Source organism: Acidovorax sp. Root275, from assembly GCF_001428965.1.
GTDB lineage: Bacteria > Pseudomonadota > Gammaproteobacteria > Burkholderiales > Burkholderiaceae_C > Acidovorax > Acidovorax radicis.
In genome coordinates, this window is sequence record NZ_LMJH01000005.1 from 173 (window position 1) to 22,178 (window position 22,006).

At 65.4% G+C, this 22,006-nt stretch carries 17 protein-coding genes; 10 read left to right on the plus strand and 7 right to left on the minus strand.

Features of this window, described 5'->3' with window-relative positions:
- Window positions 1-123: 123 nt before the first annotated feature.
- From ASE52_RS08175 to ASE52_RS08195, 5 genes are all read left to right on the plus strand, one after another.
- The gene (locus tag ASE52_RS08175) at window positions 124-2,637 is read left to right on the plus strand and encodes an EAL domain-containing protein (RefSeq protein WP_057225323.1); all 2,514 of its coding nucleotides are present in this window, start codon (window positions 124-126) and stop codon (window positions 2,635-2,637) included.
- Between the two features lie 37 nt (window positions 2,638-2,674).
- Window positions 2,675-3,886 carry an FAD-dependent monooxygenase gene (locus ASE52_RS08180; protein WP_057225324.1) on the plus strand — a complete coding sequence of 404 codons (1,212 nt, stop codon included), beginning with the start codon at window positions 2,675-2,677 and terminating at the stop codon, window positions 3,884-3,886.
- 294 nt (window positions 3,887-4,180) lie between these two features.
- Complete coding sequence (locus ASE52_RS08185; protein WP_010459163.1) at window positions 4,181-6,103, plus strand: PrkA family serine protein kinase; 1,923 nt, start codon at window positions 4,181-4,183, stop codon at window positions 6,101-6,103.
- A 79-nt stretch (window positions 6,104-6,182) separates the two neighbouring features.
- A complete protein-coding gene (locus tag ASE52_RS08190) occupies window positions 6,183-7,448 on the plus strand; it encodes a YeaH/YhbH family protein (protein ID WP_057225326.1) in 1,266 nt (421 codons plus the stop codon).
- Complete coding sequence (locus ASE52_RS08195) at window positions 7,445-9,073, plus strand: SpoVR family protein (RefSeq protein WP_010459167.1); 1,629 nt, start codon at window positions 7,445-7,447, stop codon at window positions 9,071-9,073. The genes ASE52_RS08190 and ASE52_RS08195 overlap by 4 nt, the downstream gene beginning before the upstream one ends.
- A 192-nt stretch (window positions 9,074-9,265) precedes the next feature.
- On the opposite strand, the gene ASE52_RS08200 is transcribed toward ASE52_RS08195, so the two are convergent.
- Window positions 9,266-9,628 (minus strand): MerR family DNA-binding protein, encoded by a 363-nt coding sequence (locus tag ASE52_RS08200; RefSeq protein ID WP_057225561.1) that lies wholly within the window; start codon window positions 9,626-9,628, stop codon window positions 9,266-9,268.
- A gap of 110 nt (window positions 9,629-9,738) precedes the next feature.
- Between ASE52_RS08200 and ASE52_RS08205 the strand changes: the two genes are divergently transcribed.
- Window positions 9,739-10,191: a hypothetical protein gene (locus tag ASE52_RS08205; RefSeq protein ID WP_057225328.1), complete on the plus strand. Its 453-nt coding sequence runs from the start codon at window positions 9,739-9,741 to the stop codon at window positions 10,189-10,191.
- On the opposite strand, the gene ASE52_RS08210 is transcribed toward ASE52_RS08205, so the two are convergent.
- Entirely contained in the window at window positions 10,163-11,341 is a 1,179-nt protein-coding gene (locus tag ASE52_RS08210) for an MFS transporter (RefSeq protein WP_140426197.1), read from the minus strand. The two genes, ASE52_RS08205 and ASE52_RS08210, sit on opposite strands and share 29 nt — an antisense overlap.
- 734 nt (window positions 11,342-12,075) lie before the next feature.
- Between ASE52_RS08210 and ASE52_RS08215 the strand changes: the two genes are divergently transcribed.
- Window positions 12,076-12,438, plus strand: coding sequence for an MliC family protein (locus tag ASE52_RS08215; protein ID WP_010459175.1), 363 nt, complete (start codon window positions 12,076-12,078; stop codon window positions 12,436-12,438).
- Window positions 12,439-12,587: 149 nt separating this feature from the next.
- Here the strand turns inward: ASE52_RS08215 and kynA are convergent, their stop codons facing one another.
- The 5 genes from kynA to ASE52_RS08240 all read right to left on the minus strand — a co-directional run bounded on the left by kynA (window position 12,588) and on the right by ASE52_RS08240 (window position 18,033).
- Window positions 12,588-13,475, minus strand: a complete 888-nt coding sequence (kynA, locus tag ASE52_RS08220; RefSeq protein WP_057225333.1) for a tryptophan 2,3-dioxygenase — start codon at window positions 13,473-13,475, stop codon at window positions 12,588-12,590.
- 179 nt (window positions 13,476-13,654) lie between these two features.
- A complete protein-coding gene (gene kynU, locus ASE52_RS08225) occupies window positions 13,655-14,965 on the minus strand; it encodes a kynureninase (protein ID WP_057225334.1) in 1,311 nt (436 codons plus the stop codon).
- 88 nt (window positions 14,966-15,053) lie between these two features.
- Complete coding sequence (gene kynB, locus ASE52_RS08230) at window positions 15,054-15,704, minus strand: arylformamidase (RefSeq protein WP_057225336.1); 651 nt, start codon at window positions 15,702-15,704, stop codon at window positions 15,054-15,056.
- 239 nt (window positions 15,705-15,943) lie between these two features.
- The gene (locus tag ASE52_RS08235; protein ID WP_241776958.1) at window positions 15,944-17,359 is read right to left on the minus strand and encodes an ATP-binding protein; all 1,416 of its coding nucleotides are present in this window, start codon (window positions 17,357-17,359) and stop codon (window positions 15,944-15,946) included.
- Between the two features lie 8 nt (window positions 17,360-17,367).
- Window positions 17,368-18,033 carry a response regulator transcription factor gene (locus tag ASE52_RS08240; protein WP_057225339.1) on the minus strand — a complete coding sequence of 222 codons (666 nt, stop codon included), beginning with the start codon at window positions 18,031-18,033 and terminating at the stop codon, window positions 17,368-17,370.
- Between the two features lie 141 nt (window positions 18,034-18,174).
- Between ASE52_RS08240 and ASE52_RS08245 the strand changes: the two genes are divergently transcribed.
- From ASE52_RS08245 to ASE52_RS08255, 3 genes are all read left to right on the plus strand, one after another.
- On the plus strand, window positions 18,175-19,212 hold the full coding sequence (locus ASE52_RS08245) for a GNAT family N-acetyltransferase (protein WP_057225340.1): 1,038 nt from the start codon (window positions 18,175-18,177) through the stop codon (window positions 19,210-19,212).
- Window positions 19,213-19,347: 135 nt separating this feature from the next.
- Window positions 19,348-21,564 (plus strand): TonB-dependent receptor, encoded by a 2,217-nt coding sequence (locus ASE52_RS08250; RefSeq protein WP_057225342.1) that lies wholly within the window; start codon window positions 19,348-19,350, stop codon window positions 21,562-21,564.
- A gap of 41 nt (window positions 21,565-21,605) precedes the next feature.
- Window positions 21,606-21,962, plus strand: coding sequence for a copper-binding protein (locus ASE52_RS08255; RefSeq protein ID WP_241776959.1), 357 nt, complete (start codon window positions 21,606-21,608; stop codon window positions 21,960-21,962).
- Window positions 21,963-22,006: the final 44 nt, after the last annotated feature.

The window sequence follows — 22,006 nt, forward strand, 5'->3', positions numbered from 1 at the left end:
TGGGTGTGAGGGGTTTCAGGGGTTTCTTTTTGGCCGACCGGTGCCTATCGATGTGTTTGCGCGCGAGCACCAGCTGGGCCTGTTCGCACAGCCTGCGGTGGCCCTTCCTGAAGGGCGCAAGCCATGACCGGCCCCGGCATTCTCTGGGTCGACGGCGATACGCAGCATGCGGCGTCGGCGCGGCACCTTATCTCAGCGCGCTACCCGGACTGGCGTGTGGTGAACAGCCCCACGCCCGAGGCGGCCCGGGCGCCGCTTGCGTCGCAGGCTTGGGATGCCGTGGTGCTGTGCCTCAAGCCTTCGGTGCAGGACTTGCCCGGCGTGCTGGAGCTGTGCGCGGGCCGCCCGGTGCTGATGTGCGTCGATGCCCACCAGGAGGCGCTGGCTGCACGCGCGTTCCGTTGTGGGCTGGGGGACTACATGGTGCGCGAGGCCGACGGGGTGGCCCACCTGGTCGAGCTGCTGCACCGGCTGGCCGTGCTGCTGCAAGGCGCACAGGGGCGGGGCCAGCCCGGGCGCATGGTGGACGCCCGCGTCTGGCAAGAGGCGCTGACCCTGCTGCAGGAGCAGCGCACGGCCCTGCAGGCCACTTTGGCCAGCATGAGCCAGGGCATCTTCAAGACAGCGGCGGACGGCAGCATCACCGTCTACAACCAGCGCGTGCTGGAGCTGCTCAACCTGCCCGAATCGTTGATGGCCACGCGGCCCACACTGGCCGACCTGACGCGCATCCAGGCGGAGCGTGGAGATTTTGGCGAAGGCCATCGCCTGGTAGACCGGCGCGGGCACGACTACGTGGCGGGCGGCGCCGTGGCCCCCGCACCGACTGTGTACTGGCGCACCACGCGCGATGGCCGCACGTTCGAAGTGCGTACCACCGACCTGCCCGATGGAGGCCTGGTGCGCACCTTTGCCGACGTGAGCGACTATGTGCGTGTGGAGAATGAGCTGCGCGAAAGCGAGGCGCGCTTTCGCTCGCTGAGCGATCTGTCGTCCGACTGGTACTGGGAGCATGATGCAGAAGGCCGGTTCGTGCAGCTTGCGGGCGATCTGAGCGTCAACGGCATCCCGCTGTCGACCGTGATGGGCCGCACGCGCTGGGAGATCGGCGCGCTCAACATGACCGAGGCCGACTGGGCGGCACACCGTGCGGTGTTGCAGACCCATCAGCCGTTTCGCGACCTGGAACTGCAGCGCCAGCGGCCGGATGGCAGCATGCACTGGATCTCGGTCAGTGGCGTACCCGTGTTTGACGCGCAGGGCGCCCTGTGGGGCTACCGGGGCGTAGGCCGCGACATCACCGAACGCAAGCGGGTGGAAAGCCAGATTGAGCAGCTGGCGTTCTACGATGTACTCACCGGCTTGCCCAACCGCCGCCTGCTGGTGGACCGGTTGCAGCGCGCCACGGCTGCTGTGGTGCGTTCAGGAGCGCAAGGGGCCTTGTTGTTCATCGATCTCGACAATTTCAAGGACCTCAACGACACTCTGGGCCACGATACCGGCGACCAGCTTCTGGTGCAGGTGGCCCAGCGCCTGAAGGCCTGCGTGCGTGAGGCCGACACCGTGGCCCGCTTCGGCGGGGATGAATTCGTGGTGCTGGTGGAAGGCCTGAGTGCGGATGGCCCCCACGCCAGCGCCGAGGCCGCGCTGGTGGCCAGCCACATCGCTACCACGCTGGGCAAGCCCTATGCGCTGGGTGAGACGGGACACCACAGCACGCCGAGCATTGGCATTGCGCTGTTTGGCCAGCAGACCGTCAGCGTGGACGAACTGCTCAAACATGCCGACCTGGCCATGTACCAGGCCAAGGCTGCGGGCCGCAACACCCAGCGTTTTTTCGATCCCGACATGCAGGCCGCCGTCAGCAACCGATCGGCCCTCGAGGCCGACCTGCGCCGGGGCTTGCAGGACAAGGAGCTGGCGCTGTACTACCAGCCCATCGTGGACGGCAAGGGCCGCCTGCTGGGGGCCGAGGCGCTGGTGCGCTGGAAGCACCCACGGCGTGGCTTGGTGTCGCCGGCCGAATTCATCCCGCTGGCCGAGCAGACGGGTCTCATCCTGCCGCTGGGGCAGTGGGTGCTGGAGGCCGCCTGCGATCAACTGGTGGTGTGGTCCCGCAGCTCGCTCACAAGGCAGTTTTTCCTGTCGGTGAATGTGAGTGTGCGGCAGTTTCGCCAGCCCGATTTTGTGGAACAGGTGCTGGGTGCCCTGCAAGCCAGCGGGGCCAACCCCGAGCGCCTGAAGCTGGAACTGACCGAAAGCCTGTTGCTGGCCGATGTGGAGGATGTGATCTCGCGCATGGAATACCTGCGGCGCTATGGCGTGGGCTTCTCGCTGGACGACTTTGGCACCGGCTATTCGTCGCTGAGCTACTTGAAGCGCTTGCCGCTGGACCAGCTCAAGATCGACCAGAGTTTCGTGCGCGACCTGCAGACCGACCCCAACGACGCGGCCATCGTGCGCACCATCCTTGCGCTGGCGCACAGCCTGGACCTGGCCGTGGTGGCCGAAGGCGTGGAGACGACGGGGCAGCTTGAATTCCTGCAGCGCCACGGCTGCCAGGCGTTCCAGGGCTACCTGTTCGGCCGACCCATGCCACCGGAGATTCTGGAGCGAGCGCTGCGGCCTGCGTTGTGACAAAGCCGCTACGCCACGCAGGCGCGACAATGGGCGCATGAAGAAACAGGTTCTGGTGGCAGGGGGTGGCATCGGCGGGCTGGCGGCGGCGTTGGGCGCATCGCGCGCGGGATGGGATGTGCGGCTGTACGAGCGCGCGGCAGCGTTCAGCGAAGTGGGCGCTGGCGTGCAGATCGGGCCGAACGTGGTGCGCCGCCTGCAGGCCTGGGGCCTGCAGCAGCCGTTGCAGGCTGTGGCCGCGTTCCCCAGCCGCTTGCAGGTGCGCAACGCCGTCAGTGGCAAGGAACTGGCCGTGCTGCCGCTGGGCCCCACGGCGGTGCAGCGCTATGGCGCGGCCTACGCCACCATCCACCGCGCCGACCTGCATGGACTGCTGCTGGCCGCTGTTACCAAATACACCGACACGCAATTGAATCTGGAGCACGCCATTGACGGCTTTGTTGACGGCGATGGGGTTGTTACCGTGCGCACCAGCCGGGGCAAAGAGGTGGAAGGGGATGCGCTCATTGGCGCCGATGGCCTGTGGAGCCGCACCCGCAACCAGCTGCTGGGCGCCGTGCCGCCCCGCGTGACTGGGCACCTGGCCTACCGCGCGCTGGTGCCACAGCATGCGCTCCCCGATGCGCTGCGCACTGGCCAGGTTACCGCCTGGCTCGGCCCGCGCCTGCATGCCGTGCAGTACCCTGTGCGCCGGGGCGAGCTGCAGAACATCGTTGTCATCGTGCAGGGCCCCGCGCCGCAGGATCTGGAAAGCTGGGACCATGCAGCCAACGCGGCAGGCCTCGACCACGCCCTGCAGGGAACCTGCACCGCGCTGCAGGATGTGGTGCGCAGCGTCAGCACCGCGGGTGGCCCCGGCTGGCGGCTGTGGCCGCTGTGTGACCGCCCGCCGGTGCAACATGCGGGCGAGATGGCCCAAGGCCTGGTGGGGCTGCTGGGCGATGCCGCCCACCCCATGCGCCCTTATCTGGCCCAGGGTGCGGGCATGGCCATTGAAGACGCTGCCGAGCTGCAACGTGCGCTCGCCATGCACGACCTCGACGTGCCCCTGCGCCTCACCCGTTACGCCCTCAACCGCTGGCAGCGCAATGCGCGTGTGCAGGCCCGCTCCACCCGCAACGGCCGCATCTTTCATGCCACGGGTCCCATGCGCTGGGGGCGAGACCTTTCGCTGCGGCTGCTGGGTGAAAGGGTGCTTGATGTGCCCTGGCTGTACCGGGGCGACGGGTCGAGCGCCAGTTCGCTGTGATGCTCTTTATTTGGTAGCTCCTCACGCTGGATGGCCGGGCTCTCGCGTCCAGCGGGCTGTTGTGCCAGGGCCTCATTGGCAAGGTGCCTTGGAAACCCGGTGTGTGGTGAACTTTGCGCCGTGTGCCGTGCTCTATCCTTGTGCGTGCATGCTGCGAAAAAGCGTTGTTTGCATGGACAAATACCCTGTTCAATGGCGGGCCGTGGTGCTACAAAGGGCTAAGCCGGTAGCGATTCCCACTGCAACACCGTGGCACCACCCGAGCCCGCCGGGGGTGCCGCCACAGGAGGTCGTATGGATGCCATCAGCAGTTTCACCGCGCGCTATGCCCGCAGCCGCGAAGAGGAAATGTCGATTGACGAGTACCTCGCCGAGTGCAAGCGTGATCCCATGGTCTACGCCACGGCAGCCCAGCGCATGCTGGCCGCCATCGGCGAGCCCGAGATGGTGGATACGCGCAACGACCCCCACCTTTCGCGCCTCTTTGCCAACAAGGTGATCAAGCGCTACCCCACGTTCACCGAGTTCTACGGCATGGAAGATTCCATCGAGCAGGTGGTGAGCTTTTTCCGCCATGCCGCGCAGGGTCTGGAGGAGCGCAAGCAGATCCTTTACCTGCTGGGCCCCGTGGGCGGGGGCAAGAGTTCGGTGGCCGAGCGGCTCAAGTACCTGATGCAGAAGGTGCCGTTCTATGCGCTCAAGGGCTCGCCGGTGAACGAGTCGCCGCTGGGCCTGTTTGATGCGGTGGAGGATAGCCCGGTGCTCGAAGAGCAGTTCGGCATTCCCCGGCGCTACCTGCAGCATGTGCTTTCGCCCTGGGCGGTCAAGCGGCTGGAGGAGTTCGGCGGCGACATCCGCCAGTTCCGGGTGGTCAAGCGCTACCCCAGCATCTTGAAGCAGGTGGGCATCGCCAAGACCGAGCCGGGCGATGAGAACAACCAGGACATCTCCAGCCTGGTGGGCAAGGTGGACATCCGCAAGCTGGAGACCTTTGCGCAGGACGACACCGACGCCTACAGCTACAGCGGCGGCCTGTGCCTGGCCAACCAGGGCCTGCTGGAATTCGTCGAGATGTTCAAGGCGCCCATCAAGGTGCTGCATCCGCTGCTCACTGCCACGCAGGAAGGCAATTACAAGGGCACGGAGGGTTTTGGTGCCATCCCGTTTGACGGCGTGGTGCTGGCCCACAGCAACGAGAGTGAGTGGAAGGCGTTTCGCAACAACAAGAACAACGAGGCTTTCCTCGACCGCATCTACATCGTCAAGGTGCCGTACTGCCTGCGCGTGAGCGAGGAGACCCGCATCTACGAGAAGCTGATCCGCGAATCCTCGCTGGGTGCCGCCAAGTGCGCCCCCGGCACGCTGAAGATGATGGCCCAGTTCTCGGTGCTCACGCGCCTGAAGGAACCCGAGAACTCCAGCATCTTCAGCAAGATGCAGGTGTACGACGGCGAGAGCTTGAAGGACACCGACCCGCGCGCCAAGAGCTACCAGGAATACCGCGATTACGGCGGCGTGGACGAGGGCATGAACGGCATCTCCACGCGCTTTGCGTTCAAGATACTGTCCAAGGTGTTCAACTTTGACAGCGCCGAGGTGGCGGCCAATCCGGTGCACCTGATGTATGTGCTGGAGCAGCAGATCGAGCGTGAGCAGTTCCCGGCTGAGCTGGAAACCAAGTACACCAGCTACATCAAGGAGTTCCTCTCGCCGCGTTATGCCGAGTTCATCGGCAAGGAGATCCAGACGGCGTACCTGGAGAGCTACAGCGAATACGGGCAGAACATCTTCGACCGCTACGTCACCTACGCCGACTACTGGATCCAGGACAACGAATACCGCGACACCGACACCGGCGAGGTGTTCGACCGTGGCGCGCTCAACGCCGAGCTGGAGAAGATCGAGAAGCCCGCAGGCATTGCCAACCCCAAGGATTTCCGCAACGAGATCGTCAACTTCGTGCTGCGCGCGCGTGCCAACAACCAGGGCAAGAACCCCAGCTGGACCAGCTACGAGAAGCTGCGCCTGGTGATCGAGAAAAAGATGTTCTCGAACACCGAAGAGCTGCTGCCCGTGGTCAGCTTCAATGCCAAAGCCAGCGCCGAGGAGGCGCGTAAGCACGAAGATTTCGTCACCCGCATGGTGAACAAGGGCTACACCCCGAAACAGGTGCGGTTGCTGTGTGAGTGGTATTTGCGCGTTCGCAAGAGCAGCTAGCGCAGCGGCCAAAAAAGCTCTTGAAGGTTTTTGCCAGTGCATCCCACCGGGGCACTGGTCCACGCAGGGGAGCAAGGGGATGGCACTGCAAATCATCGACCGCAGGCTCGCAGGCAAGAACAAATCTGTGGGCAACCGCGAACGTTTTGTCCGCCGCTTCAAGGAGCAGATTGCGGACAGCGTGCGCCGTGCGGTGTCGCAGCGCGGCATCCGCGACATCGAGCAGGCCGAGAGCATCACCATTCCCAGGAAGGACATCGGCGAGCCGGTGTTCCACCATGGGCAGGGCGGCATCCGCGACGTGGTGCACCCGGGCAATGCGGACCATGTGCGCGGCGACCGCATCGAGCGGCCCAAGGGGGGCAGCGGGCGCGGCTCGCAGGCCAGCGACAGCGGGGAGGGCGAAGACGATTTCACCTTCACGCTGACCAAGGAAGAGTTCATGCAGATCTTCTTCGAGGACCTCGCGCTGCCGCGCCTGCTGCGCACGCACATAGGCGAGAACCCGCAATGGAAGTCGCGCCGCGCCGGCTATAGCCAGGACGGAATTCCCAACAACCTGGCAGTGCTGCGCACCATGCGCGGGGCCCTGGGGCGGCGCATCGCCCTGGGCAAGGCGTCGCACCGCGAGCTGATAGAGCTGCAGCTGCAGCTCGACGCCCTGCTGGCACAGGACGACGGCACCAGCGAGGCGGTGGCCGAGCTGCAGCGCCGCATCGACGGGCTTGCGGCGCGCATCGGCCGGATCCCGTACCTGGACCCCATCGATTTGCGCTTTCGGGCCCGTGTCCAGGTGCCCGTGCCCAACAGCCAGGCGGTGATGTTCTGCGTGATGGATGTCTCGGGCTCCATGGACGAGGGGCGCAAGGAGCTGGCCAAGCGCTTCTTCATCCTGCTCTACCTGTTCCTCACGCGGCACTACGAAAAGATCGACATCGTCTTCATCCGCCACCACACCCAGGCGGCCGAGGTGAGCGAGGATCAGTTCTTCCACTCCACCGAAAGTGGCGGCACGGTGGTCAGCAGCGCGCTGGTGCTGCTCGACCAGATCATTCGCGCGCGCTACCCGCAAGGTGACTGGAACGTCTATGTCGCCCAGGCCAGCGATGGCGACAATTTCCCCAATGACAGCGGCAATTGCCGCAACCTGCTGGTAGACCGGATCCTGCCGCTGGTGCGCTACTTTGCCTATGTGCAGGTGACCGAGGTAGAGCAGAACCTGTGGGAGGAATACAGCCAGTTGCTGCCGCTGTTTTCCCACTTCGCCATGCGCAAGGTGTCCGAGCCGGGCGACATCTACCCCGTGTTCCGCGACCTCTTCAAGAAAGAGGGGGTGCAGGTATGAACATGACCCAGTATCCGGTGCTGGAGCGCCGCTTGCGCGACAACCCGTGGAAGGCCGCCGCCGTGGGCGAGCGCCGCCACCGTGCCGCGCCAGAGCAGCTTCTGCCTGCCGGGGAGCGGCCCGCACAGCCGCTGCCCGATCCGAGCGACTGGACGTTCGAGCTGATCGACCGCTACCACGCCGCGATCGCCGCCACCGCCGAGCGTTTTGGCCTCGATACCTACCCCAACCAGCTGGAGGTCATCACCGCCGAGCAGATGATGGATGCCTATTCCAGCGTGGGCATGCCGGTGAACTACCGCCACTGGAGCTACGGCAAGGAGTTTCTGGCCACCGAGCGGCGCTACCGGCGCGGGCACATGGGGCTGGCCTACGAGATCGTCATCAACTCCAACCCCTGCATCAGCTACCTGATGGAGGAGAACACCACGGCCATGCAGGCACTGGTGATTGCCCATGCCGCCTATGGGCACAACAGCTTCTTCAAGGGCAACTACCTGTTCCGCATGTGGACAGATGCTTCCTCCATCATCGACTACCTTGTGTACGCCAAGGACTACGTCGCCCAGTGCGAAGAACGCTACGGCTTTGACGAAGTGGAGCAACTCGTGGATTCCTGCCACGCGCTGGCCAACTTTGGCGTGGACCGCTATCGCCGTCCCTCCAAGAAGAACCTGACGCGCGAGCGCCTGGAGCGCGAGCAGCGCGAGGCCTACGCCCAGCAGCAGGTGAACGAACTCTGGCGCACCCTGCCCACGCGCCCCGGCAAGGATGGCACGGCGCAGGAGCACAACCGCTTTCCGAAGGAGCCGCAGGAAAACATCCTGTACTTCATCGAGAAGAACGCGCCACTGCTGGAGCCCTGGCAGCGCGAGATCGTGCGCATCGTGCGCAAGATCGCGCAGTATTTCTACCCGCAGCGTCAAAGCCAGGTCATGAACGAGGGCTGGGCCACCTTCTGGCACTACACCTTGCTCACCACGCTGTACGACGAGGGCCACCTCAGCGACGGCCTGATGATCGAGTGGCTGGGCTCACACACCAACGTCATCTTCCAGCCCCCCGTGGGCCACCGCGCCTACAGCGGCATCAACCCCTATGCGCTGGGTTTTGCCATGTACCGCGACATCCAGCGCGTCTGCCAGAACCCCACCCCGGAGGACCGGCGCTGGTTCCCCGACATCGCGGGCACGCCCTGGCTGCCCGCACTCGACCATGCCATGCGCAACTTCAAGGACGAGAGCTTCATCGGCCAGTACCTCAGCCCGCACCTGATGCGCGAGATGCGCCTGTTTGCCCTGCACGACGACACCAGCCAGAGCGAGCTGGTGGTCAGCGAGATCCACGACGAGAACGGCTACCGCAGCCTGCGCCAGATCCTGTCGCAGCAATATGACCTGGGCACGCGCGAGCCCAACATCCAGGTCTGGAACGTGAACCTGCGCGGCGACCGCAGCCTGACCCTGCGCCACACCCAGTACCAGGGCCGCCCGCTGGCCGACGACACGCAGGAGGTGCTGCGGCATGTGGCCCGCCTGTGGGGCTTTGGCGTGCAGATCGAGAGCGTGGACGCCTACGGCAACAACCCCGTGCTACTGCACTCGGTGGCCGCATCTGCCGCGTGAGCCGGTATGGAAGGTGATGGCAGCGCCATGCGTGGGTGCAGGCCTGCTGGACGCCCAGGGGCCAAGTTCCAGTTCATTGCAAGGACCGATTGCTATTAAAAATATAGCTATTAGCGCTTGATGGATGAGCGCCAGGGCCTGTTTTTTGTCAAATTTTGGTGACAACCACGGGTGACGGAGCTGCTGCGCCCTTCAGGCGACCGTGGCCCCACGCAGCGGGCAATCGGTAGCCACACGCTCGGCCAGTGTCTGGCGCAGGGCTTGCAGCGCGGCGATGCGTGTGTCGATCTCCTGCAATTTGACCGCCAGCACCTGGGCCAGCGCAGGGCCTGGGTCGGCGGCGTCCCAGATGGCGGGCAGCCGGTCGCCAATTTCCGCCAGCGTAAAGCCCAGCTGCTGTGCGGTGCGGATGTACTGCACCAGCATCGCCGTTTCGGCCGGGTAGTCACGGTAGCCGTTGGCCAGGCGCCGTGAACGGATGAGGCCCTGCTGCTCATAAAAGCGCAGGGCCTCGCGGCTCAGGCCGGAGGTGGAGGCGAGTTCACCAATCAGCATGGGGATGTCCTTGTGGCGTGAAAACAAATGCCACCCCTGAAAGTGGCTTGACCCTGAAGCGTACTTCAGGGCTGAACCTCGGGGCTTCTTTCATCCCAACGTTGATCCCCATGTCCCTTTCTTCCATTTCTACTCCGCGCTACCTGCGCATCGTGCGCGCCAGCGGCTGGTACGACCTGCTGGTGACCTGGCCGTTTGCGCTGCCGTGGACCTTTGCCTGGCTGTATGCCCAGCTGGGCCTGTTGGCCGCCCAGCTGGGCCTGCCAGGCACCTTGTATCCGCTGGATACCACCCACATGCTGCTGGCCAATCTGCTGGGCTCGGTGGTCGTGGTGTGGTCTATCGCACGCATCGCTGCGCCCACCGTGTTGTTGGGGCGGCTGGATGGCGTGGCCCGGGTTCTGTTTTCGGCCTGGCAGATCTACGCCGTGGCCCACGGCGCCAATGCCATCGTGCTGGGGTTCACGCTGTTTGAGCTGCTGTTTGGCGTGCTGCAGTGGTGGCGTGTGGCGGATGCCCCGCAGGCTCCCAAGATCAGCGCGCAGGCGCTGGCAGGCACCTGAACGCCAGGGCGCCCGCCGCCAGCATGGCGGCAATGGTCAGCATCACCGCCACATACGGGTCGGCACCCTGCGCGGCGGCGATGGAGGCGGCCACGCCGGTCATCCACTGCATCAGCGCCACCCCGAGGAACAGGGCCATGGTGAACACCGCCATGGCACGCCCTGTGACGGCGGGGGCATAGGCCGAGCGCACGTCCGAATACTGCAGCACCATGTAGCCCGACAGCAGGCCCACGGCGATGGCGCCGCCCACGTCCAGCCACTCGCGGTGCAAGAAACCGATGGCCGCAAACAGCGCGGCCAGCAGCACCGTAAAGCCGGTGATCCAGCGCCTGCGCCGTGTGGCCCCCGGGTCCAGGCGGCCGAAGAAGGCTGGGCTGAACAGTGACACCAGCGATGACAGCATGGCCACGTTGCCGCTGGCCACCAGCGAATAGCCGTGCCGCTCGATCAACAGCGGCCCCAGCCACAGCCCGCGCAGTGTGAGAAAGGAGGCATACGTCGTCAGCGCCAGCAGCATGATGCCGGCGGTGTGCGGCAGCAAAAACAGCGCGCCAAACCCCCGTACCGCCTGCAGCACCGATTCGCGCGGAGGTGCATCGTGCGTCGGTTGCGGGGGCTCGTGCACCTTCCAGAAGATCAGCAGCCACGCCAGCGCGGCCAGGCCAGCCAGCACGGCAAAACCCATGCGCCAGGACGATAGCTGCACCAGCCAGGCCAGCGGCGTGCCCGTGAACAGCATGCCGAGCCCGCCCACGCCCATGGCCACCCCCGACACCATCGCAAACCGGCTGGCGGGAAAGTAGCGCGCGATGAACACCGTGCACACCAAAAATGCGGGCGCGCAGCCCACGCCGATCAACACCTGCCCCAGCAGCACCCCGCCATAGCCGGGCGCCAGCGCCGACAGCACCGAGCCCGCAATCGCCAGCGGAAACGCCGCCAGCAGCGTGCGCCGCACGCCGTACAGGTCGATGCCGATGCCCATGAACAGCTGCATGGTGCCGAAGGCAAACGCAAACGCGCCTGCAAACACGCCCAGCGCCTGCGCCGACAGGCCGAACTCCGCCTGCAACCCGGTCGCCATGATCGCCGTGATGGTGCGAAACGCCTGGCTCAGGCCAAAGCCGGAGACCAGCGCGAGCAGCATGACCCACGCGGTGCGCGCAGGCAGAAGCGGTGGTGCGAAAGGGGAAGGGGGCGCTGGCAAGTGGGGGCTCCAGAAACAGCGGCTCCCGGGCCATGTGCCGGGGACGCTCTCTCCAGCGAGGGTACCTGCAGATCGGGACGGGCGCTGTCGCCGGTGCGGGTGGCGTTTGAACGCGCGGCTTCACATCCGGCGCCCGGGTCATCTCCAACCCGTGTTCGAGGCCGTTTATGGGTCCCCGCAGCCACTTCCTAGGGTATGTCCTGATCCATTGCGGGCCGCGCACCACGCCCCCCTGCGGGGGTGCTTTCTTTGCAACAACTGCTTGCAATCTAGCAGTTGTGCGGCGGATTGTGCTGGCCTGTATTCCCAATAGGCGCAGGTCAAAAGGCTTTTTGCACCGTCATGGAGGCGCCACAGGCCGGGGGCAGACTTTAGAGGAGGCTCTCGACGTGGGGATCACCCCAATGACGGGGCAGGGGCCCTGGGGCACTCTTGTGGACACGCCTCGCCGGGTGTTGGGAAAGTTCTGAAGTCGGTGGTTTCGGTCTCTCGCAAGCAGTCTGGACAGATGCGCACAGCTCGGTGTTTTCACAAAGGCGGCGCAGGCAGGTGGTAGTGGCAAGGTTTGTGCTTGGTGGCAACCAGGGGCCTGTGTGGCCGGTGGCCCCAAGGTGTTGGATGTTGCAAGGTTTTCGGGTGTGCCGCCAAGGCCACCGCGATGTCAGGAGTGACCGATGAAGAAGATGGTTTCGCTGGGTTCGGGTGCGCTGGTGACCCTCATGCTGACGGGATGTGCAAGCCAACCCCCTGCACTGCAGGCTTTCTCCGAGCCGACAGACCGCAGCAGCATGCAGTTTGCCTGTGGCAATGGCGAAAAGGTGGAAATGCAGTTCTACCCGGATCAGGGGCGCAGCGTGCTGCGGCGCAGCGGCTGGACGGTAGACCTGCCCAAGCAGGCCGCTGAAACGGGCTATGCCTTCAGCAACGGCCCAACGACGGTGCTGGGCAAGGGCAACGAGCTGACCATCCAGATTGGTCATCTGGCACCGATCTGGTGCCGCAGCAACCGCCCCATGATGGTGGCGGGCGTGCAGTAATCCCCAATTCCTTCGCCGGTGGGCGAGCCCTGTATTTGGCAGGGCGCTGTAAAAATAATAGCTGCCAACGCTGATACATAAAGCGCTGGCGGCTATTTTTATGCCCAATGCCTCCGTTGTGCGGGCATGTGCAAGAGGCGTTCAAACCCTTAGAGGTCTGTGCGCAGCTTCCAGATCTCGGGGAACAGCACCACGTCCAGCATCTTGCGCAGGTAGCTCACGCCCCCGGTGCCGCCCGTGCCGCGCTTGAAGCCGATCACGCGCTCCACCGTCGTCACGTGCCGAAAGCGCCACAGGCGGAACGCGTCTTCCAGGTCGGTGAGTTCCTCGCCCAGCTGGTACAGGTCCCAGTGCTCCTTGGGGTTGCGGTACACCACCAGCCAGGCCTGCTCCACGCCATCGCTTTCCGCATAGGGCTGCGTCCAGTCCCGCTCCAGGTGGCTGGCGGGCACGGGGATGCCGCGGCGGGCCAGCAGGCGCAGGGCCTCGTCGTACAGCGAGGGGGCCTCGTACGCGGCCTGCACCTGGGCCAGCAGGTCGGCGCGGTGCTCGTGGGGCTTGAGCATGGCGCGGTTCTTGTTGCCCAGGGCAAACTCGATGCTGCGGTACTGGTAGCTTTGAAACCCGCTGGACTGGCCCAGGTACGGGCGCATGGCGGTGTACTCGGGCGGTGTCATGGTGGCCAGCACATCCCAGGCGTGCACCAGCTGCTCCATGATCTTGCTGACGCGTGCCAGCATCTTGAAGGCCATCTGCAGTTCGTCGTTGGCAATGTGCGCAATGGCCGCGCGCAGCTCGTGCAGCATGAGCTTCATCCACAGCTCGCTGGTCTGGTGCTGCACGATGAACAGCATCTCGTCGTGTGCGGGCGACAGCGGTTTTTGCGCGGTGAGGATGGCATCGAGCTGCAGGTAGTCGCCGTAGCTCATGGACTTGCTGAAGTCGAGCTGGGCGCGCTCCTCGTGCACGATGGATTCGGGCAGGGCGGAGGTCGGTGTTTGGCCGGTTGGGACGGTCGTTTGAGAAAAAGGGCACATCGTTGGGTCTCCGTTGCTTAGAAGGTGTGAAGGGGCCCGGCGTGTCCGAGCAGGCCGCACAAACGTGCTCCGTCTAGGCGCAAAGTGCAGCCATAGCTCAGGCTATGGCGAGTATTTGCAACGACGATGGTGTGCGTTTTTGCGGAATGAGCGGGCATGGCGGGTTCGTTCGCACCTTCTTAGGTCACTGCGTGCGTCTGGTTGAACTCGGGGCGTTGCCACTCGGCCGCCTCCAGCACCTGGCGCAGATGCTCCACCGCATTCCACACGTCTTCAAAACCGATGTACAGCGGCGTGAAGCCAAAGCGCAGGATGTCCTTGTGCGGGCCTTTGCCCCCGTCACCCTTGCGGAAGTCACCAATCACACCGCGCGCAATCAGCGCCTGCACGATGGCGTAGGCACCGCTGCCCTGGCCATTGACGCCCGCGCCTTCGTCGCGCGTCAGGCACACCTGCGAGCCACGCTGTGCATGGTCACGCGGTGTGGCCAGGCCCAGGCCGTAGCCTGCGCAGCGCTCTTCCACGAGCTTTATGAACAGGTCGGTGAGTGCCAGCGACTTGGTGCGCAGCGCGGCCATGCCGCCCAGGTTTTCTGCGGCGGTGAACACATCCAGCCCGCACTGCAATGCCGACAGGCTGATGATGGGCTGGGTGCCGCACAGGTAGCGCGTGATGCCTGGTGCGGGTGTGTAGTCGGGGGTGAAGGCAAACGGAGCCGCGTGGCCCCACCAGCCCGACAGCGGTTGCCAGAAGCGATTGGCGTGGCGTGGATTCACCCACACAAAGGCCGGAGCGCCTGGCCCGCCGTTCAGGTATTTGTAGCCACAGCCAATCGAAAAATCAGCGCCTGCGCCGTTCAAGTCCACGGGCACGGCGCCCGCGCTGTGCGCCAAATCCCACACGCACAGGATGCCCTGGGCGTGCGCGGCAGCGGTGATGGCCGCCATGTCGTGCATGGCGCCGGTGCGGTAGTTCACGTGGGTGAGCATCAACACGGCGACGTCGCTCGTCAGTGCGGCGGCGATCTCCTCGGGTTCCACCAGCACCAGCTCCAGCCCACGCTCCTTGCACAGGCCTTCGGCGATGTAGAGGTCGGTGGGGAAGTTGCTGCGCTCGCTCACGATGCGCTTGCGCGCGGGGTTGTCCTCGCGGGCGATGTTCAGCGCGGCGCTCAGCACCTTGTAGAGGTTGATGGACGTGCTATCGGTGCACACCACTTCGTCCTGGCCCGCGCCAATCAGCGGGGCCAGCTGGTTGCCCAGGCGCTGGGGCAGGTCAAACCAGCTTGCGGTGTTCCAGGATTTGATGAGGTCGGTGCCCCATTCGCGCGCCACCACATCGGCCACGCGCGCCGCAGCAGCCTTGGGCAACACGCCCAGCGAATTGCCGTCCAGGTAGATCACGCCTGCAGGCAGGCTGAAGTGGCCGCGCAGCGGGGCGAGCGGGTCTTGCGCATCGAGGGCGCGGCAGTCTTGGAGGGTTGTGGTCATGGCGGTCCAGGTCAGTTACTTCTGTTTTGATAGCTGCTTGCGCTTGTCTGGTAAGCGCTAGAGGCAAAAAATGCTTGAAATCAATGCGTCACAACGCTCTGAGCACGGCGCGCACGGGCGACGCATCCGCCGTGGTCAGCTTGAGCGGCAGGGCGATCAGCTCGTAGTCGCCCTCGGGCACGTGGTCGAGCACCAGGTTCTCCAGCACCCGCAGGCCCCGGCGGCGGATGACCTGGTGGCTGTCCAGCGTCTTGCTGTCGGCAGGGTCGATGCTGGCGGTGTCGATGCCCACCAGCAACACGCCCCGGTCGGCCAGGCGCTCGATGGTGTCGGGGGCGTAGGCGGTGAGCTGGCCGTCCCATTGCGCGGGGGCCTGGGCGTAGGTGCGGACCAGCACGCGGGCGGGCAGGGCGCCATCGACAGCGTGGGCAATGTGATCCCAGGTGATCAGCGCGCCGCAGCCGATGGCGTGAATCACGCGGCACGGGCCGAGGAAGGCATCGAGCGATACATCGCCAATGGTGGCGCCCTGTGCGTCGTAGTGCAGCGGTGCATCGGCATGGGCGCCCACATGGGGCGACAGCGTGATGGCGCTGACGTTGACCGGACAACCTGGGCCAATGGTGGCGCACCACGCCTGGCTGTAGGCCGTGTCACCCGGAAACACGGGGCTGCCGGCGTGCACGGGCGGCGAGATGTCCCACAGAGGGCGGGCGTTGGAAGGGTGGCTTGCTGGCATGGGACAAAGTTTGCATGTCCCGGAAAAACCGTGGTGTCGGTTATTTCCAACAGCTCAGCAGTTTTTGTTGAGGCTTAAACGATCTCTGGGGTCGCAGATCCGGAGATGAGACCGTCCATTTCTTCCACCACAAAGCCCACACGAAAGCGGGCGCAGCAGGTCAGGCAAGGGTGAACTTAGTCGGGCCTACAAGCGAGAAGAAACGACAGGGGAAAACGGGGTGTGCTGTGCAGGCGGAATCAGGCGCTGTGGGGGAGGGGAATGCTCACGAAAAATCCCACGCCCTGGCCGTTCAAACCTTCGCCTATCTGCACCTTCCCCCCCATGCGCAGGGCCGCCTGCCGCACGATGGCCAGGCCCAGGCCGGACCCATTGGCCGCATGGCCAAGGCCCCGGTAAAAGCGTTCGAACACCCGGCTGCGTTCGGTGAAAGGGATGCCAGGCCCATCGTCCTGCACCACCAGGTGCAGCAGGGCACCGTCTTGCCGCAGGCCCACGGCCACATTGCCGCCGGCCGTGGTGTAGCGCACAGCGTTGTCGATGAGGTTGTGCACGATGGATTCGAGCGCGGGCAGGTCCAGCCGTGTGGGCAGGGTGTCGGGTGCGTCCAGCGACAGCTCGATCTGCCGCGCCATGGCCTGGGGCACCGCCTGCGCCAGGGCGGCGCGCAGCCACTGGGCCACATCAAGGTCACGCGGCGCTGGGCGCTGGGCTTCGTCCAGCGCGGCCAGGTCCAGCAGCTGCTGCGCCAGGTGCGAGGTGCGGGCGATGGCCTGCTCCATGTGCGCCTGGGCCTGTGTACGTTCCTCTTCGATCTGCGAGCGCGCCATGACATGGGCCTGGGCCGTGATCACGGCCAGCGGTGTGCGGATCTCGTGTGCGGCGTCCTGCACAAAGGCACGTTCGCGCTCGACCTTCTGGCGCATGCGGGCCAGCAGGGTATCCAGCGACTGCTCCAGGGGTTTGAGCTCCCGGTGGCGCGCGTTGAAGCCCACGGGCTGCAGGTCGTCGGTGTTGCGGCGGGCAATGCGGCTGGCCAACTGTTGCAAGGGCTTGAGGCCGTTGCGCACCGACAGCCACACGGGCACCAGCACAAAAGGCATGGCCAGCAACAGGTAGGGCAGGATGAAGCGCCCGTTGTAGGCCAGAAAGGCGGAGTCCGTGCGTTTGGGCTCAAACACCTGCAAGGCCCAGCGGGCGTTGTGGCCGGTGTAGATGCGGTACACGGAGCCCTGTGCGCTGGCTTCGGTGATCACGCCCACCGCCTGAGGCTGCCTGGGGGGCAGATTCAGGGTCTTCAACTCGGGCGATGCAAACACCGGGTTGCCGGCTGCATCACTGAGTGCATGCAGTGTCTTGCCAGGAAAAATGCCGCTCTGGCGACGGCGGATGTAGGTCCAGGTTTCGGTAGAGGCGATGGCCGCTGCGGCGTGTGCGGGGTCGGTCAAGTCCTGCAGAGATACCAGCAGGGCGTCGCCATACTTTTGCAGGCCGGGGTCATTGGTGATGGTGTGTTTGTACGTGATGAAGATGTAGCCCAGCAGCACTGCCCACACCAGCACAAAGGCCAGCACCACCGACACCACACTGCGGCGTACCAGCGTGGGTTCGGTCAGCCTTGTCCAGGCGGTGCGCGGCGTGCGTGGGTCAGTCATGGTGCGGGTCATGCCTGCAGCAGGTAGCCCACACCACGCACGGTGCGGATCAGCTCCGCCCCGATCTTGCGGCGCAGGTTGGACACATGCACTTCGATGGCGCCAAAGTCCACGGGCTCGCCCAGTGGGTCCAGCCGCTGCGACAGCAGGCTTTTGGACACCACCACGCCAGGCTCGCGTGCCAGTTCCAGCAGCAGCTGAAATTCGCGTGGCGAAAGGTCGAGCGCCGCGCCGCCACGCTGCGCAGCGTGGCGGCGCGGCTCGATCACCAGCTCGCCCAGCACCCAGCGCTCGCTGGCCTGGCGTGCGCTGCGGCGCAGCACGGCGCGGATGCGCGACATCAGCTCGGCCGTGGCGAAGGGCTTGATCACAAAGTCATCCGCCCCGCCATCCAGCCCCGCCAGCCGGTCTTCCACGGCCGAGCGCGCAGTGATCACGATGATGGGCACCTGCCCGCCGTGCCCGCCCTGGTTGCGCCAGCGCGCGAGCAGGTCAAAACCACTGCCGTCGGGCAGCGTCAGGTCGAGCAGCACGCAGTCCACGGTGGTCGCATCCACCGTGGCGGACGCATCCATCGCACGGCGCAGCCATTCGCTGGTCAGGCCCTCCACCTTCAGCGCGGACTGCAGCGCGCGGCCCAGGTCCAGGTCGTCTTCGATGAGCAGGATGTGCATGGCGAGATTGTGGCGGGTGCGGTGCCTGCTGGGCGGGGCCAGAAGGTCCGCCTTTGGCTGGCGTTAAGGCAGCAGTTTGCACAATGGCAGCGCGCGCAGCGCAACGCGGCTTGCTCGCCGACGTTTGAGAGAGAAGAATGAATGAAAGAAACTGGGGAGGATGCCCTTGTGGGTGATGACAAATCGATGATGGGTCTATCGGCACCTTCACGGCTGGTGCTGCGGCCCTTTCTCGGCCCCTCGGACTTCCCGGGCATGGCCGAGGTGGCCAACGCCAGCTTTGATGCCGACGGGGTGCTCGCACGGCGTACACCCGAAAACCTGGCGCGCGACTACGCCGCGTTCACCCAGTGCGATCCGTATCAGGATGCGGTGATGGCCGAGCTGGACGGTGAACTGGTGGGCTATGGCCGTTGCTGGCGATTCACACAGGCCGACGGGTTGACGCTTCACTCCCAAATCGGCTTTGTGCCAGGGCGTTGGCGCGGACGCGGCATTGGCCGTCTGCTGCAGGGCTGGATCGAGCAGCGGCACCACACCGTGGCAGCGCTGCAGCCGGGCGGCCCGCATGTGCACCATGCCTATGTGCAGCAAGGCGAAGATGCGCGCGCCAGGCTGCTGCAGGCCCGCGGCTATGCGCCGATGCGGTATTTCTTCGAAATGCTGCAGACGCAGCTGCATGCTGTGCCCGAATTTCCCATGCCCGAAGGGCTGGAACTGCGGCCCGTGTTGCCCGAGCACTACCGCGCCATCTGGGATGCGCACCACACCGCGTTTGAGGACCATTGGGGGATGGTGCCGCCATTGCCACGCGACTACGACACGTGGCTGGAGAGCCTGATTTTCCAGCCCGCGCGCTGGCAGGTGGCATGGAACGGCGAAGAGGTCGCAGGCCAGGTCCGCACGTATATCAACGAGGACGAAAACCGCCATCTGTCCAGGCGACGGGGCTACACCGAGTTCATCAGCGTGGGTCGCCGCTGGCGTGGCCGTGGCCTTGCCAGAGCGCTGATTGCCCGCAGCCTGCGCCTGCTGGCGCAGGAGGGCATGTCGGAGTCTGCGTTGGTGGTGGACGGCGAAAACCTGACGGGCGCCAACCGGGTGTATGAGGACTGTGGGTTCCACACGGTCAAGCGCCACACGATCTACCGAAAACCGCTAGTGGTACCCGAGGTATAGGCGCAACGTGCGCTGGCGCCGCAATTTGCCTGTCGCAGGAATACAGCAGCTCCGCGACGCCATGGGGCCGAACGTGCTGGTCTTAGGCTGCGCTTAAGCCTTGTCCCCAGACAATCCTTGGCAGAGAGGATGTCTATGAGAAAAACACACACCCACCGCGTCGTCGTCTGGGCGGCGTGCCTGGCAGGTGGCGCCGCATGGGCCCAAGCGTCGCCCGAGGGAGCGGGGGCCGGGGCATCAACGCCGCAGCTCGATGGCGTCACGGTGACTGCGCGCCGCTCGCTGGAGCAGCGTTTTTTTGCCGCCGGTTCGCTGGTCGTGGTGGACCGCGCCGACATCGAGCAAATGGGTGCGTTCTCGGTGGCCGATGTGCTGCGCCAGTTGCCAGGCGTGCAGGTAGTGCCATCTGCCGATGGCAGTGTCGAGATCCGCATGCGCGGCATGGAGCGCGGCGCCACGCAGTTGCTGATCGACGGCCAGCGCGTGGGCAGCAAGCGTACCCAGTTGCCCATTGACCAATTGCCGCCTGAACTGATCGAACGCATCGAGGTGGTGAGAGCGCCGAGCGCAGAGTTTTCGGGTGCCACCGGGGGCACGCTCAATATCGTGCTGCGCCAGGCCACGGTGAAGCGCGAGACGGTGCTGCGCCTCACCGATAACCACGTGTGGGGGCGCAATGCGGGCCAGGCGTTCTTTTCGCGCACGGGGCCTTTGGGCGGCGCTGTGAAGCCTGCCAAGGGCGCCCAAGGCTCCGATGGCGCCGAGGAGGTGCTCGAGGCGGAGAACAGGGAGCCGTGGTCCTATTTCGTCGCGGCCTCTGCGACGGGTTTGTTGCTGGGCTCGGACACCCACCGCAGCACGCAGGTCGGCGGTGCGGAGGTCGCACAGTCCGATACCAGTGCCCGCTACAAGCGCACCGACTACGCGCTGGTGCCGCGTGTCAGCGGAAAGATCGGTGCTGCGGATCAGCTGACGCTGCGTGCCACGCTCAGCAAGGCCGATTTTGGCGGTACCGCGGACAGCGTGGGCAGCGGCGATGGTACGTATGCGGCGCGTTCGCATGAAGCGCACAACTACGACCGGCGCTATCTGCAGGCCGCAGCCGACTGGACGCACCGCTTTGCGGCCAGCAAGCTCGAAACGACGTTGTCAGCGAGCCGTGCCAGCGACACCGTGGACCGCAGGGGCGACTTGCTGCGCAACATCGGCGTTGGCGGTGCTGCAGTCACGGACAGCTATAGCTTTGTGGACGACCGGCGTGAAGACGTCTGGAACCTCAGCACCAAGCTCACGGGTACGGCCGCCGCACTGCTGTGGAGCGCCGGGGCGCAGCTGGAAGACCGCAAACTTTTTGTCAACACGACGGCGAGTGGCGACCTGCCGGTGAACTCGGGTCTGGATGCCGGCATCCGCCGGTGGGTGGCCTGGGGGCAGAACGAATGGGAGCTGCCCGCGACCACCACGCTCACGCTGGGCCTGCGCGGCGAGCGCGTGGAGCTGAGCGGCGGAAGCTCTGCCGTGACGGGCAGCAAGCAATGGAACATCCTGCAGCCATCGCTGCATACACGCACGCCCTTGTCCGAGGACCTGCAGTGGCGCGTGAATCTCGCGCGCGTCACCCAGTTGCCGCGCGTGTGGGATCTGGTGGACCGCGCCATCCCCAGCCAGGGCAGCAACAGCCTGAACAATCCTGACACCATTGGCAATCCGAACTTGCGTCCCCAGGTGGCCTGGACACTGGACACCGGTTTTGAGCGGCGTCTTGCCACTGGCCACGCGGGCGTGAACCTGTTCGTGCGCCGGATGAGCGACGTTCTTGCGCCCACAATGCAGTTGATCGGTGCACGCTGGGTGGAGCAACGTGGGAATGTGGGAGACGCCATCGTGTGGGGCCTGGAGGCCGATGCCCGCACGGGGTTGGGCTGGGTGGGCCTGGGGAGCGAATGGACGCTGTCGGCCAATGCCAGTGCGCTGCAGTCACGCATGACCAGCGGGCCCAACGAAGGACGGCGCATTCCGGGGCAGGCACGCTATGTGGCCACGCTGACAGCGGCAAAACCCATGCCGCGCAATGGCGGCTGGTATGGCGGCGCCACGCTGTCGATGACTGGGCCGGCCGACCAGGACATCAATGGGACGCTGACCGGGAAGAATCGCGCAAGCGCCATGCTGGATCTGTATGTGGGTCAGCTGGTACGCGGGCTGGGTTACTGGCGGTTGGGGGTCTACAACGTGGGTGATGCCCATTTCCGCCGGGATCGCGTCGACGCGTCGGGCGTGGTACCGGTCGTGAGCACCAGCAGCATGCAGTGGACGCCGCGCGCGTACCTCACGGTGGGGACGCAGTTTTGAAGGCGGCAGGACGCCTGGGCTGGGGCTCACGGGCTCGGTGCGTGGTCTTCATCGCATGGTCCTCGCTGGCCTCTTTGGCTTTGCCGGCGGGCGCAACCCCGATGGCACCTGCAACAGCATCCGGAGCAAGCGCTCCCGCTGAACCGGTGTTCACCCGGGCACGCCTGGTTTCGGTTCAGAAAGAGGATGGGAATCGGCTGTATGTGCGCCTGAAGCTGCTGCCAAGCTCGAAGCTCCCTTTCACGACGCAGAGGTTCAAGGTGAGCGATCGGGCGCTGCTGACGGGTATCCCGGAGGGCTCATGGGTCAAGTTCACGGCGCGCCACATGGACGGCGAGAACACCCTGACCTCAATCCAATTGACCCCGGAGTGCAAACGCTTTCAGCCCTGCGACTAACGTGGAGCGTGAATGTGGGGGTGGCGGGTGCGAGGTCTGTGCCG